Source organism: Mucilaginibacter rigui (assembly GCF_014773275.1).
Classification (GTDB): domain Bacteria; phylum Bacteroidota; class Bacteroidia; order Sphingobacteriales; family Sphingobacteriaceae; genus Mucilaginibacter; species Mucilaginibacter rigui_A.
The window spans coordinates 137,792-151,585 of record NZ_JACWMW010000004.1; the positions used below are offsets into that span (position 1 = coordinate 137,792).

A 13,794-nucleotide genomic window follows, 5' to 3' on the forward strand; every position below is an offset into this window, starting at 1 on the left:
ATGCGTATCAAATCTTTTCTGATCTCTGTATCTTTAATGCTTGCCTGCTATAATTTAATGGCCGAATCTGACAATATAGCTCCGCAGGCAAAGGTTACTGCTTCCTCATCACTTAACGTGGAATTTAAGCCCGCTAATGTTACGGATGGGGTTATTGGCGTAAATGGGAAAGGGGAATGGGCTTGCGAGGGGGTAACTACCGATTGGGGATATGTAAAGTTCCCCTGGCTACAGCTGGATTGGGATAATACTATGCAAATAAACCGTATAGTACTTTATGATCGCCCCTCAGAAAAAGAGCACACCGCCAGCGGTAAATTATTGTTTAGTGATGGCTCAGTAATTTGGGTGAACGCTATACCAGATAATGGTACGGCTAAAACTGTAAAGTTCAAAACAAAGAATATTAAATGGGTACGCTTTATTACAACGGATGGAGACGGCAAGGACATTGGTTTTTCTGAAATTGAAGTATTTGCTGCGCCCGGGCAATATAAAGATTATGTTTCATGGGTAGACCCTTATATAGAAACCAACAGGGGGCGCTATTTCTTTTTTATTACGGGTGCACGGCCTTTTGGTATGATGACCGCCGCACCGCATACCCGTAACAAGAACCAATGGGGCGGAGGGTACAATTATAATGAAAACCAAATTCTTGGGTTTGGGCAAATACATGACTGGATGCTCTCCGGCATCGAAATTATGCCAACTCCCGCCAGTATTGACCCGGTTAAGGGTGAGCAGGGCTGGCGTTCAGAGTATAGTCATGAAGATGAGATCGTAAAACCCGGTTTTCAACGATTGTTTTTGAGGGATCACCAAACCTGGGTGGAATTAACTTCAACAGATAGGGCAAGCTTTTATCGTTTTACTTATACCAAAGCGATGGATGCCCAGGTGATCACTAATCTGGGAGGATACCTGGCTAACAGCACGATGGCTGATGCGGATATTGTTAAAACCAGCAATACATCCTACCAGGGGTCATTTAGCTCCACAAAACGTTATTGGGGAGGGCCAAAGGATGTTAAAATATTTTTTGTAATTGAATTTGATAAACCCTTTAAAAAGCTAACCGGCTGGAAAGGAAAACAACATTTTGATAATGTAAACCGACTGAAAGGCGATAGCGCAGGTTTAGCCCCGCAATATGAAGTGTCAGCAGGTGAGCAGCTGCAAATGAAGATCGCATTCTCTTACACCAGTGTTGAAAATGCCCGTAATAATTTACAGTCAGAGTGCTCCGGCTGGGACTTTAACAAAGTCAAAGAGGAGTCAAGGCAGGTATGGAACAATTGGCTTGGAAAAATTGACGTAAAAGGCGGTACTGTTGATCAGAAAGTAAAATTTTATACCGATCTGTGGCATGTTTTGCTGGGCAGGCATAAAATAAATGACGTATCGGGCGATTACCCCGACCGCACTACCGGCACACGCGATGGTAATTTTACTGATGCTATATTTAAAATAAAAACATTACCAAAAAATCCCGACGGAACAGTAAAATACAATATGTACAATTCAGATGCATGGTGGCTGTCACAGTGGAACCTGAACGTGTTGTGGGGGCTTGCCTGGCCAATGGTACAGGATGATATGTCATCATCGATGATACAATACGCCGATAATGGCGGTTTATTGCCCCGGGGACCAAGCGGTGGTGGTTACTCTTACATCATGACCAGCTGTCCGGCAACTAATCTGATAGTTAGTACCTACATGAAGGGACTTTTAAAATCAACAGATCCCGGTCACGCATTCGATGTGATACGACGTAACCATTTACCCGGTGGCATGCTGGGAAGCAGCAATGATATTAATTTTTATACCGATAAAGGTTACTGGCCGGATAATGCGGGCATAACTATTGAAGCCGGTTTCCAGGACTATGCGATAGCGCAAATGGCAAGTAAGTTGAATCGTAGGGATGACTATAATTTCTTTATTAAACGCTCTGCAGGCTGGCGGAATTTATATGATCCGGTGCAAAAACTGCTTTTTCCCAAAGATAGAGAAGGCAAATTTATCCATAAAGATCCTTTGAACGGATCCGGATGGGTAGAATCAAATGCCTGGCAGGCTACATGGGGGATCTCTTATGATATACCGGGGTTAGCGAAGTTAATGGGTGGGAATAACGTGTTGTGCGAAAAACTTAATTACGCGTTTGAGAAAGCGCAGGTAAGTGACTTCGTTTATGATTATTCTCATGGGTATATTAGTTACGCTAACCAGCCGGGCTGTTCAGATGCACACGTCTTTAACTACGCCGGTAAACCTTGGTTAACACAATACTGGGTACGCAAAGTAAAAGAACAAGCTTACGGAGGTATAACGCCCGACCAAGGGTACGGCGGCAGTGATGAAGACCAGGGCCAGATGGGCGGGATAAGCGCACTAATGGCCATTGGTTTGTTCAACATCCAGGGAAATGTTTCGCAGGTGCCTGTTTATGATATTACCAGTCCTATATTTGATGAGATAACCATTAAGCTCGACCCGGTTTTTTATAGCGGTAAGGTATTTAAAATCAAGACATATAATAACTCCGCTAAAAACTGCTATATCCAAAAAGCAACGCTAAATGGAAAGACCCTAAATAAATTTTGGTTTAAGCATGCCGATTTTGCAAAAGGTGGTGAACTATCATTATGGCTTGGCCCCATTCCAAATAAGCAGTGGGGGGTAAGTCATTTATAAAGAGACCCTGCAATAAGGGCTTGTTTGCTCATGCTTGTCGAACACTGGTGTAACGAGGTAGGCCCCATAAAATACTATTGGGGGTATTTAAAAATAATCTTTAAGCTTCACTAATTTAATTAAATAAGTGATTACTATGTTTTAGATGGAAAGTGTTTTATTTATGGAAACACTTAGCTATCCTTGAATGATTTAAGGTTACAGTACCAATACCGTAACCTTGGTTGATTTTGAAAGTACATATAATTTATTTTCTATCATTCACAATGATAGGTTCGGGGCAGTAACTCCCACTTAAAAGTCAAGCGATTGTGATATCAAAGTCATAAGCGCTTTTTCGTTTGCACAAGATTTGCACAAAGTGAATAAAATACTTGTAGCATTGGATATATCTTCAAAAGATTTTTTCAAACCTTTTAATATACAGATGCTTTTTTATTAGAATTACTGCCAACAATCTTATCGCTTAACCGTTATTATTTGAACAAACAAAGGCCTTGCCATCGCGATGATGACAGGGCTTTTATTTTTGTTCATGTGCTAAGTCGTGCTTTACGCTCAGCTTTATAAAATTTATAAAAGGCGACGGTATTTTAATCGGTAACGCCAAAATCTCCCTGCCCGTCAATTTTTCCTTGTTGATTTGGCCTGTTTGTTTGTAAAGATTAAACAGGTTAAATCTCGGCCTAAACCGGTTAGGAACCATGCTTATCGCCTTGAGATAATTTGTCTCCGCATTTGAATACTGCTGCAAAGCGAAGTAACAATCGGCAAGCGCCAAATAATTTTCAGAGTTAGAAACTTCGTTAAGAGATTGGCGCAAAATCGGGATAGCATCAGCTATTTGCCCGGCATTAGCCAATTGCCTGCCATATATTGAAAGATAATAACCATCGTGTTCAAGATCACTATAAATTGATTTTAAACCAGTCAGCGCCTCCGTTTTAAAGCCGGATTTGGCCAAATCTATACTGTTGTCAAAAACCTGATATTTTCTGTACTTAAACATATGTTGCGAACCGTCGGTAAACAGAAGGCCAATCAATACGGTTAGTATAAGACAATATTTAAGTACTGGAGGTAAATAAGCCTTATATGTATGCCAGAAAAGCCATGAAAGCGCTATAAGAAACAGTAGCAGGCAAGGGAACTTGTAATAAACAGGTGTAAATAGGGCTGCTACCGATAGCGTTATAACTGTCACGAAACAGGTGCTGTAAAGAAATTCCTGAAATGCGTAACTCTTCATGCCATTTTGAATAATTTTCACTAACAAATAAAAATATCCAATAACAATAAACCATCCGGCCAATCCCCATTCGATTACAATTTGCAGGTAATCATTAAACACATAGGTTGTATTGTCTGCTAATAAAAGTTCTTTTACCGAATATTCTCCTTGTGCAAAATATCGGGCTTGATAAAGCAAATAAACCCGCTTGAACTCACCAGATCCAACTCCTGTAAAAAGATTGTCTGTTAAAATGTTAAACGATATTTTATATATCAAAACCCTTCCCAATGAAGAATCAAGTTTGAGGACGAATGAGATTGCCGAGACAATAATTATAAATAATAAACCTGAATAAAATATTTTACTTTTTATTTCCCTGAAGTTACAAATCAGTAACCCCCAAAAACTTATTACAAAACCTAAAAAATACGCCCTGCTTTCCAATAGAGCCGAACAAACCAAACCAACCAGGCAAATAATCAAATATATTATAGGGGCTGATATTATTGATCTTGTATTGGAAATACTCATAATTATATAATAAATGAAGCCGACAATGCCGGCTTCAAAAGACTGTAATGTGTAGGTTGTAAATAATCTTTAATTATTGCCTGTCTTTTTATTAGGCTGTACAATCGGTTGGGTTAAGGGTTTCGTGTCAGGCTTCAAATAGAATTTGAAGTGTAAGGTATCGCCAGTGGATGTGTTGAACGTTTTGGTTTCGCAATGCAAATAGCCCATCCACCATGCATCGAGCGTATGCGTACCCGGTTGGACTGTAAATACAATTTTTGTGCTATCAGTTCCGAACGTTTTGTTTTTATCGACGTCCAGATTTAGATGCGATACAACTAAAGGAAAATTAGTTCCTTGTTCAAATACGGTTGCACTTATTACTGGCAGGTTCTGACTTGATGTTTTTACAGTTCTGTAGCTATAAGATGAACCGTTCTGACTTTTAATCAAACTATCCTGCTTACTAACACCACAGGCTGAATAAAAGATACTTAAAAGCAATACGAATAGAGTCGGTTTATTTATTTTTGTATGCATATTTCTTATTTATAAAACAGTAACTAATTAACACCCTGACGGTTTTCCTTTGGGGGTTACAGGATTTAAATTCATATCTGTCCCGGATTGTTCCCCTATAATTACATTGAGGATTCTGTTTCGATCTGCAACCGGGAGATTTTTAAATGCATTGGTTTCCTGTAATCCACCCCATGCCAAATCGTTGTAAAACTGGTCGGTTAAATGATAACCCTGGCTTACACCATAGGCTTTTAATGACGCACCGATATCACCAATAAATCCTCTTACCATCTCATCATGATGTGTGGCGTTGGCATCCCATCCATTGCCATTATAGTCATTCAACAATTGCGCATATGTTTTGTTAAAATTAGCTGGATCGGTATTCAATGTCGTTACCAGGTAAGCATGAATAGATTCGTGTAAAATAGTTTTGGCAAACGCCAAATCACTGCCGTTACTAACCACAGATGCATCAAAGGTTGTTGTAACATTGTATTTTAATCGATCATAGGTTGGTGAAGTATTAGCGGCGGTTGTTCCCCCTAAATTCCCATCCTTCATAATCCAGTTGTAACCTGGGGTATTACCAGAAAATTTTTGAATAATATCTGCAACACTATTACCCGATAGGTTTTTCAGATTAGCAAGAACGGTTTGCATACAGGTTTTTAAATTCGAATCATCAATTTTATTAAGAAAATCCTGTTTACTAACCGGTGGTTCGCCAAGATTGATGCTGCCACTGCCGCCGCCACCACTGCCGCCGCCAGTTCCACCACCGCCTGGTTCGGGACCGCCACCGCTATTACCGCCACCATTGTCGTAGCAGTAGTAATTACAAATGTCATAACCACTGGGAATTGTAATACAGTATTCTTCACCTCTTTCATCAATCGTGCAGTTAGAGGTTTTGCTACCTATTGAAACATCATGCGTTGAACAGAGTTATAAGTTAATTATTAGCAAATGTAATTGTTGATTAAAGCTTTGTGCAGAAATGTGCGAGGCTTTTTTAATTTAAAGGCTATTACTGGCGTTAGTTAAAACTCTGGTACGGGTTTTGTAAATAAGTATAAATTTGTGGTGATAATCAGGTATGTTATCTCATTATGCCAGCCCGTTCGGAAAATAGGGTTGGCTTCCATTCGACAATCAACAATCCTCGATATATAACGTAAAAAGCCCGATCGTGATAACCGGGTTTTTTACTGAAACGGCCGGGGTTTTTGCAAAGATAACGTTCAAATCGGGCTCGTAGTACGCCGGAAAAAATATACTTTAATCTGCTGTTTTTTAGAGAGTTCATAGCTTATTTTCGGAAAAAAACGTAAATCAGGGAGGAAATAAGCATGGAATTTAACCCCAATAATCGTATTGTACAACTTTGTATGCAGGGTATGCACGAGGAAGAAACCGGTAATCCGAATATGGCTGTTAAGCTATTTTTGCAGGCCTGGCACGAAGCGACGGACGACCTTGAAAAGTTTCTGGCCGCCTGGTATGTAGCGCTGCATCAGCCGGATGAGGCGGAACAGTTAGCCTGGTATGAAACCGCCTTAAAATTGGCGATGAATTTGAACAATGATGCGGTAAAAGCTGCCTTGCCTTCGCTCCACGAGAAGATGGCACATTGTTACGAAGTATTAGGTGACCGTGATCATGAAAAAAAGCATCGCAAGTTAGCTCACGCGGTTGTAATTCAACCGTCTGACAATGGACCATTTTATCATGGGACAAGAGCGGACCTGAAGATCGGTGATGAATTAACGGCCGGCCGTTTGTCTAATTACCATTCCGAACTCATCATGAACCACATTTATTTTACGGCTTTGACGGGCGGAGCGGGGCTGGCGGCTGCTTTATCAAAGGGCGATGGCAGGGAGCGTGTTTATATCGTTCGACCGACCGGCCTTTTCGAGGACGATCCGAATGTGACCAATAAAAAGTTTCCAGGCAACCCGACCCGTTCTTACCGCACGCAGCAGCCCTTGTCGATCATAGGCGAGATCACGGAATGGCAGCGACAGACACCGGAACAATTACAGCTATGGCGTGAGAGACTGGCCAGCAATAAAGGGGAGATCATCAATTAATGGCTTCGCCCGATCGGCGTTAAGGCGTCGAAAAGTGCCATGAAAATTTGACATTTAATAGCTGATTTTTTTTCATTTCTACTGAAAATTTTGCAGTGTGAAAATTGGTTTTAATAATTGGCACAGCTGTTGAAATAGTGTCCTTAGTTTAATTAATTATAAGTTTTAATCATTAAAAAATTTAAGGAGGAAAACCTATGACACTGGTTAAATTCAATCCCGATCTCAAAAACAATGGTTCATTATTGCCGGGCTTTAATGACGTGTTCAATTCCATTTTCAACGACACTTTTTTCAATGACCGCCTGGTCAGCCGCGTGCCGGGAGCCAACATCAGCGAGAGCGAAGATTACTTTCATGTGGAGCTGGCCGCCCCTGGTTTAAAGAAGGATGATTTTAAGATCAGCCTCGACCGGAATGTATTGAATATTTCGGTCGAACAGCAGGCGGACAATAGCGAGACCAAAAAGAACTACAGTAAACGTGAATACAGCTATAGCTCTTTTGTTCGCTCCTTTACCCTTCCGGAAAGCGCTAATGCGGAACAAATCGAAGCTGCTTATACCGATGGACTGTTGAAGATTGATATCGCTAAACGTGAAGAAGCCAAAGCAGTACGCAGACAAATAGAGATCAAATAACAACCATTTATGGATTTGAAAGGCCCTTTACGGGCCTTTCTTAATTAAGGAATGATGAAAAATCAGTATGAATTATTGATCAGCTTCCGCACGCCTGATGGTTTTAAGTTTGCGGAAAGTATTTCCTTGGTAACGACGGCGCGTTCGCTGAACAGGTGTTCGATGGCCTTAAGGGCCAGTCAACCGGTGAAACCCATTCAATGCTGCATCTTGACCTCATAGAGATGAGCGACAGCATTCCGGTTAAAGTACGGTCGCTGAGTTGTAAATTAAGCGAACTCTGCAACAACTGCCAGCACGTTACGCGCGAACTGTTCCGCGCACAGGCCATTGACGCGCAACTTTTTGCAAACACATCTACGTATTAGTAAACCTCGATGAGTTTTAGAGTTAGGGGCTCGTTCCCGCAACGGGCCAATCAGATCAGTTCCAGGTGACCCCGATCATCGCCGCCTTTCCAGCACTTTACTCAAGCAGGCGATTACGATGAGTATTAAGGTATTTGTTAAATTCAGAGATACGCTGGTATCTCAAAAAGACCTCCTGTTTAAATTTGAACAGATAGAAAAGCTGGTCGTCCGGCATGATGACGATGCATTTATTTAAAATTTAGATTGATTGTTTTCAAATACCCTATTGTATTCAATAATAATATTGTACTTAAAAGTCATTCCTTAAATCATTCTCATCTTTCTCTGTTATTATCTAGTGACCTATTAGAGTCCTGTACGTAACGGTTACATAAAATATTAAAGACAACAAGCAGCAAATCCGGTTAAAGTCCCTCCAGTGTTCGCATTCAGCTTTTCGAAAGCCAAAATAAACATCGGTTTTATTAAACTATCATCAAATTCTTAGTCCAGGAATACCATATTCCTGCTACTCTGTTTACCTTTTGGTAATCTTTTTTTATCTTTAGATATTCTTAAGGCTGTTCCATTACACATAACGGCCTTGTTTACTATTGATTATTAAGCACTCTTGGCAGATTACAGTACATATTCAGATGCTGATCTAACGGAATTACTCAGGACCGGGGATAGAGTTGCATTTACCGAAATTTATAATCGCTATAAATTAATATTGCACAATCACGCTTGGAACAAAACTCGTAATAATGTTGAAGCACAAGATGCCATACAGGAAGTTTTTTCTAACCTGTGGACAAAAAGGGAGATTATACAGATAGGGAGCAACCTGTCGGGTTACCTGTACACCAGCGTGCGTAACCACATCCTTAACCTATTTGCCAAAAAGGAGGTGCAAGAAAAATACATCCATTCCATCCACCACTTTGCCCAGCAAAAAACGGCCCTTACAGATCATCGGGTTCGCGAATCTATGCTTCGCGATGCCATTGAGAAAGAAATAGCTGAGTTGCCGCCGCGCATGCGCGAAGTTTTTGAACTGAGCCGTAAACAGCACCTCAGCCATAAAGAAATTGCAGCCATAATGGGTACTACCGAGCAAACGGTAAAAAAACAGGTATCTAAAGCCTTAAAACACCTGCGCACCAAACTTGGCTTGATGCAATACATCTACCTGCTTTGGCTGCTTAAACATTAGCCCCGGGCGTGCCCCTTTCCATAATTATTTAACAAACCGATACCCCCGCTTAAGCCATCGCTTGTCTTACGGTTATAATAGCTTTTTATAAATAGCTTAATGGTAACCGAAGTGGAAAACAGCATAGTAAAAGCAACGCACCTGTGGCATAAATACAGCCGCGATTGGGCAATAAGGGATATCAACCTCGAAATTAGCCAGGTAGGGGTATTGGGCTTATTGGGCTCAAACGGGGCGGGTAAATCAACAACCATGAATATTTTATGCGGGGTACTTAACCAAACCGAAGGCACGGTATTGATAGATGGGATAGATATCAGAAAGAGCCCCGAAGAGGCAAAAATGCGAATCGGCTTCCTGCCCCAAAACGCTCCCCTGCACCTTGATCTGACCGTTAGCGAGTATTTAACCTATTGTGCCTACCTGCGCAATATTAAAAAGCAGGATATTAAAGCCGCTGTAAATGCCGCTATGGAAAAGTGCGGCGTGGCCCATTTCCGGTCGCGGGTTATTAATAACCTGAGTGGCGGCTACAGGCAACGCGTAGGTATTGCGCAAAGCATTATACACCGCCCCAAATTAGTGGTGCTGGATGAGCCGACAAATGGCCTGGACCCCAACCAAATATTAGAAGTGCGTAAGCTGATCAAAGAGATAGCTACCGAGCGTGCCGTTATCTTCTCCTCGCACATCCTATCGGAAGTGCAGGCCACCTGCGATAATATCCGGATGATAGAAGGCGGTAAAATGGTTTTTGCCGATACTATGACAGCCTTTAACAATTATATATCCCCCAATTCGCTGTTGGTTTATATGGATAACCCGCCGGGTACCGAAATACTTACCGGCATCCCGGGTGTGACCAAAGCTCAACTTTTGAACGATGGCGGCATCCGCCTGCATTTTTATTCTAACACGCGGGTATCATCACAAATAATAGAATTAGCTGTAACCAACAACTGGCAGTTAACCGAGATCATGCTTGAGAAAAGCAGCCTCGACGAGATCTTTGCCCAATTATCAAATAAAACCACCTAAGCCTTTATGACCAAGATATTTAAAATAGCCAAGCTGGAGATCAGTATCCTTTTTTATTCGCCGGTGGCCTGGCTGGTGCTTGCCATTTTTATGGTGCAGGCAGGTACGGGCTTTTTTGGCATGCTGGGCAGTTTTCAGGAACTGTTTATGATGGGCGAAAAGGCCAATAATTTAACGCAACTGCTTTTTCCGGGTATAAACGGGTTGTTTGATAAAGTTTTGCAAACGCTATACTTATATATCCCACTGCTTACCATGGGGCTTATCAGCCGCGAAATCAGCAGCGGGTCTATCAAGCTGTTGCTGTCATCTCCCGTAAAAATACGGGAGATCATCTTAGGGAAATACCTTGCTATACTGTATTACGCCTTAATGCTGATAGCCATATTGGGTATTTATTGCCTTATTGGTGTGCTGATAATTAAGGATGCCGATGTGGGTTTAATAAGCGCGGGGCTGTTATCCTTGTTTTTGCTTACGGCTACTTATGCGGCCATCGGCCTGTTCATGTCAAGCCTTACGGGATACCAGGTGGTTGCCGCCATTAGTACGCTGGCTGTATTTGCAGCATTAAAATACGTTGGCGGTATAGGCCAGGGGATTGATTTTATTCGTGATCTTACCTATTTCCTATCCCTATCCGGCCGTACAGAAAAAATGCTGAACGGATTGATTACATCCGGTGATATTATTTATTACCTGTCCATCATATCGTTATTTTTGGGCTTAACTATTTTACGTTTAAAGGCCGGGCGAGAGGTTAAGGCGCCGGCTATGCAAGCAGGTAAGTATGTGGCGCTGGTGGCCATGGTTTTACTGGTAGGTTATATTAGTTCCAGGCCGTTAAATATTTTGTACTGGGATGTTACCGCTCAAAAAACTGAAACGCTTACACCGGCCAGCCAGGCCGTGGCCCAAAAAATACATGGCCCGCTGGAGATCACCACTTATGTAAACCTGTTAGATCAGCATGTATATGCGGGCTTGCCGGTATCGCGTAATACGGATCTGTCGCGGTTTGAAGATTACCGCAGGTTTATACCCGGTATACAGATGCACTATGTTTATTACTACGATGCCACCGACCTGGCCAACAACCCCAATATGATATACCAGGGAGATATTAAAGGCCTTACCATAGCGCAAATAGCAAAAAAGGTTGCCGATAACCTGCAGATCGATATGAAAGACTTTTTACCACCAGCACAGATCCATCAAATAATTGATCTGAACCCGGAGGGAAATACTTTTGTCCGACGCTTATCTTACAATGGCAAAACCAGTTATTTAAGATTGTATAACGAGAATAACCAATTCCCGGAAGAGGCAGAAATAACGGCTGCCCTAAAAAAACTAATAACACCAAACGCTAAAATAGTATTTATAGAAGGCGATGACGAGCGTAGTATCACCCAGAAGAGCGACAGGAGCTACGAGTTATTTAGCAATGCACGTAAGGCGCGTAGATCATTAATAAATCAGGGCTTTGATGTAGCAACAGCCACCCTAAATGATACGGGTGTGCCCGCAGGTACCACTATACTGGTACTGGCCGATCCTGCACAGCCGCTAAACCGCCAGGCTATCGCGCATATACAACAGTATTTAGCTGCCGGTGGCGATATGTTAATAACGGCCGAGCCGCAGCACCGTGCCGTAATTAACCCGGTACTGGGTTTAGTAGGTGTGCAGCTGTCTGCAGGGATGATGGTTAACACCGATAAAAAATCGCCGCCTGATGTGATAAGTGCAAAGTTTACCGGTAAGAACAATACTTACTTTGGCCACATGGATGGCCCTTATGCATCCGTAGCCATGCCATCTGCCGCCAGGCTTACTGCACAGAAAACAAGTTTCACCATTGATACCCTGCTACAAAGCAACGCAAGCAGCTTCAATAAAATAAAACCTTTTGATCCATCCTCAACATCGGTAAGTTACGAGCCGCAACAAGGCGATACCAAAGGCAACCAACCTTTAATGCTGGCACTCACCCGTAAAATGAGTGGCAAGTTGCAAAAAGTACTCATAAGTGGCGATGCCGATTTTATGAGTGATAATTTAATAACGCAGGCTTACAATTTCCCATTTATTAATGGCATTTTTAGGTGGTTTAGTAATGGTAGCTTCCCGGTAACGGTAAGCAGGCCTGCCCCCAAAGACGATGCGATATTGGCCAGCCGTAAACAACTATCGGTTTATAAAATGGGTACGCTTTGGGCCTTGCCGGCAGTGCTGATAGCTTGCGGCGCGGCACTTTTGCTGATCAGAAAAAGAAAATAGAAAAAGATATACCTCCTGCCGGTGGTGTTGGCTGTCTTACGTTAAGATTAAGATATGGCGCAATTGAATGAACAGGATATAAAGGTGATGCTGAAAAATTTCAGTCAGGGAAAGGCGACCGATAAGGAACTTGCCCTGCTGGAGGCATGGTATTTAACTTATCATGAAGAAGGGACCGAAAACCCGAACATGGCAGAGCGCCTGGCCGCCGTTGATATGGTATGGGCTAAACTGGACAACGAGCACCGTCCGGTTAAACGTATGGCCAAATGGTGGTCGGTAGCTGCTGCGGCAATATTACTGCTATCTGTAGGTAGTTATTTTGTATGGAAGGCTATACAAGTGCCGGTAATAACGGTAAGCCAGCTGGCAGGCACCAAAAAGGATATTGCGCCGGGTACTAATAAAGCAACCTTAACTATAGGCGGCAGCGGCACCTTGGTGTTAGATTCTGCAAGAACCGGCTTAGAGGTGCACCCCAACAACCTGACCTATGATGATAACACCCGGATAAACGCAGCTTTAACTGATACCAAAATGCTTACCCTGCAAACCCCCAAGGGCGGTACCTACAGGTTAGTGTTACCGGATGGATCTGTTGTGTGGTTGAATGCTGCGTCGCACTTATCCTTCCCATCCAGCTTTAAGGGCAAAAAACAGCGCGAGGTAGAACTAAGCGGAGAGGCTTATTTTGAAGTGGCAAAAAACAAGGCCATGCCGTTTATCGTAAAAAGCCGTGGCCAGCAGGTAGAGGTGCTGGGTACCCATTTTAATATTAACAGTTATGATGATGAACCCCTTACCCGCACCACATTACTGGAAGGCAGTGTGCGCATAGGCGCAACCCTGTTAAAACCGGGCGAGCAGGCAGAAAATAATGGTACAAGTATAAAAACCATACCTGCAGATTTAGATGAGGTAATGGGGTGGAAAAACAACTACATCGTTTTTCAGGACGAAAAGATAGAGAGCATTATGCGCAAGATAAGCCGTTGGTATGATGTGGAGATCGCGTATGAAGGCACCCCGCCGGCAGATGATTTTGGCGGCCGAATAAATAAACGGGCCTACATGTCGCAGGTACTTAAAAAGTTAGAATTAACTAATAAAGTTCATTTCAAAATTCAGGGAAGGAGGATCGTCGTAACGAAATAACAACTACTTTCTTCCGGTAATCCAAAATAAAAGCCAGATGTGG

12 protein-coding genes are annotated in these 13,794 nt (G+C 42.4%); 8 read left to right on the forward strand and 4 right to left on the reverse strand.

From position 1 onward, the window contains the following. On the forward strand, positions 1-2,703 hold the full coding sequence (locus IDJ75_RS17290) for a GH92 family glycosyl hydrolase (RefSeq protein ID WP_191176905.1): 2,703 nt from the start codon (positions 1-3) through the stop codon (positions 2,701-2,703). Between the two features lie 523 nt (positions 2,704-3,226). Here IDJ75_RS17290 and IDJ75_RS17295 read toward each other — a convergent pair. From IDJ75_RS17295 to IDJ75_RS17310, 4 genes are all read right to left on the reverse strand, one after another. Continuing rightward, complete coding sequence (locus tag IDJ75_RS17295) at positions 3,227-4,468, reverse strand: O-antigen ligase family protein (protein WP_191176906.1); 1,242 nt, start codon at positions 4,466-4,468, stop codon at positions 3,227-3,229. A gap of 69 nt (positions 4,469-4,537) precedes the next feature. Beyond that, positions 4,538-4,990 carry a hypothetical protein gene (locus IDJ75_RS17300; protein ID WP_191176907.1) on the reverse strand — a complete coding sequence of 151 codons (453 nt, stop codon included), beginning with the start codon at positions 4,988-4,990 and terminating at the stop codon, positions 4,538-4,540. Positions 4,991-5,017: 27 nt separating this feature from the next. After that, complete coding sequence (locus tag IDJ75_RS17305) at positions 5,018-5,635, reverse strand: hypothetical protein (RefSeq protein ID WP_191176908.1); 618 nt, start codon at positions 5,633-5,635, stop codon at positions 5,018-5,020. A gap of 8 nt (positions 5,636-5,643) precedes the next feature. Continuing rightward, positions 5,644-5,865 carry a hypothetical protein gene (locus IDJ75_RS17310; RefSeq protein WP_191176909.1) on the reverse strand — a complete coding sequence of 74 codons (222 nt, stop codon included), beginning with the start codon at positions 5,863-5,865 and terminating at the stop codon, positions 5,644-5,646. Between the two features lie 807 nt (positions 5,866-6,672). Here IDJ75_RS17310 and arr point away from each other — a divergent pair. The 7 genes from arr (at position 6,673) to IDJ75_RS17345 (ending at position 13,751) form a co-directional block, all read left to right on the forward strand. Continuing rightward, positions 6,673-7,068: an NAD(+)--rifampin ADP-ribosyltransferase gene (arr, locus tag IDJ75_RS21530; protein WP_394368116.1), complete on the forward strand. Its 396-nt coding sequence runs from the start codon at positions 6,673-6,675 to the stop codon at positions 7,066-7,068. A gap of 197 nt (positions 7,069-7,265) precedes the next feature. After that, entirely contained in the window at positions 7,266-7,709 is a 444-nt protein-coding gene (locus IDJ75_RS17320; RefSeq protein WP_191176911.1) for an Hsp20/alpha crystallin family protein, read from the forward strand. A 200-nt stretch (positions 7,710-7,909) separates the two neighbouring features. Continuing rightward, positions 7,910-8,077 (forward strand): hypothetical protein, encoded by a 168-nt coding sequence (locus IDJ75_RS17325; protein WP_191176912.1) that lies wholly within the window; start codon positions 7,910-7,912, stop codon positions 8,075-8,077. Between the two features lie 613 nt (positions 8,078-8,690). Beyond that, positions 8,691-9,275, forward strand: a complete 585-nt coding sequence (locus tag IDJ75_RS17330) for an RNA polymerase sigma factor (RefSeq protein ID WP_191176913.1) — start codon at positions 8,691-8,693, stop codon at positions 9,273-9,275. Positions 9,276-9,386: 111 nt separating this feature from the next. Then, entirely contained in the window at positions 9,387-10,313 is a 927-nt protein-coding gene (locus IDJ75_RS17335) for an ABC transporter ATP-binding protein (RefSeq protein ID WP_191177123.1), read from the forward strand. A 6-nt stretch (positions 10,314-10,319) separates the two neighbouring features. After that, complete coding sequence (locus tag IDJ75_RS17340; RefSeq protein ID WP_191176914.1) at positions 10,320-12,596, forward strand: Gldg family protein; 2,277 nt, start codon at positions 10,320-10,322, stop codon at positions 12,594-12,596. 54 nt (positions 12,597-12,650) lie between these two features. Next, on the forward strand, positions 12,651-13,751 hold the full coding sequence (locus tag IDJ75_RS17345) for a FecR family protein (RefSeq protein ID WP_224746655.1): 1,101 nt from the start codon (positions 12,651-12,653) through the stop codon (positions 13,749-13,751). Positions 13,752-13,794: the final 43 nt, after the last annotated feature.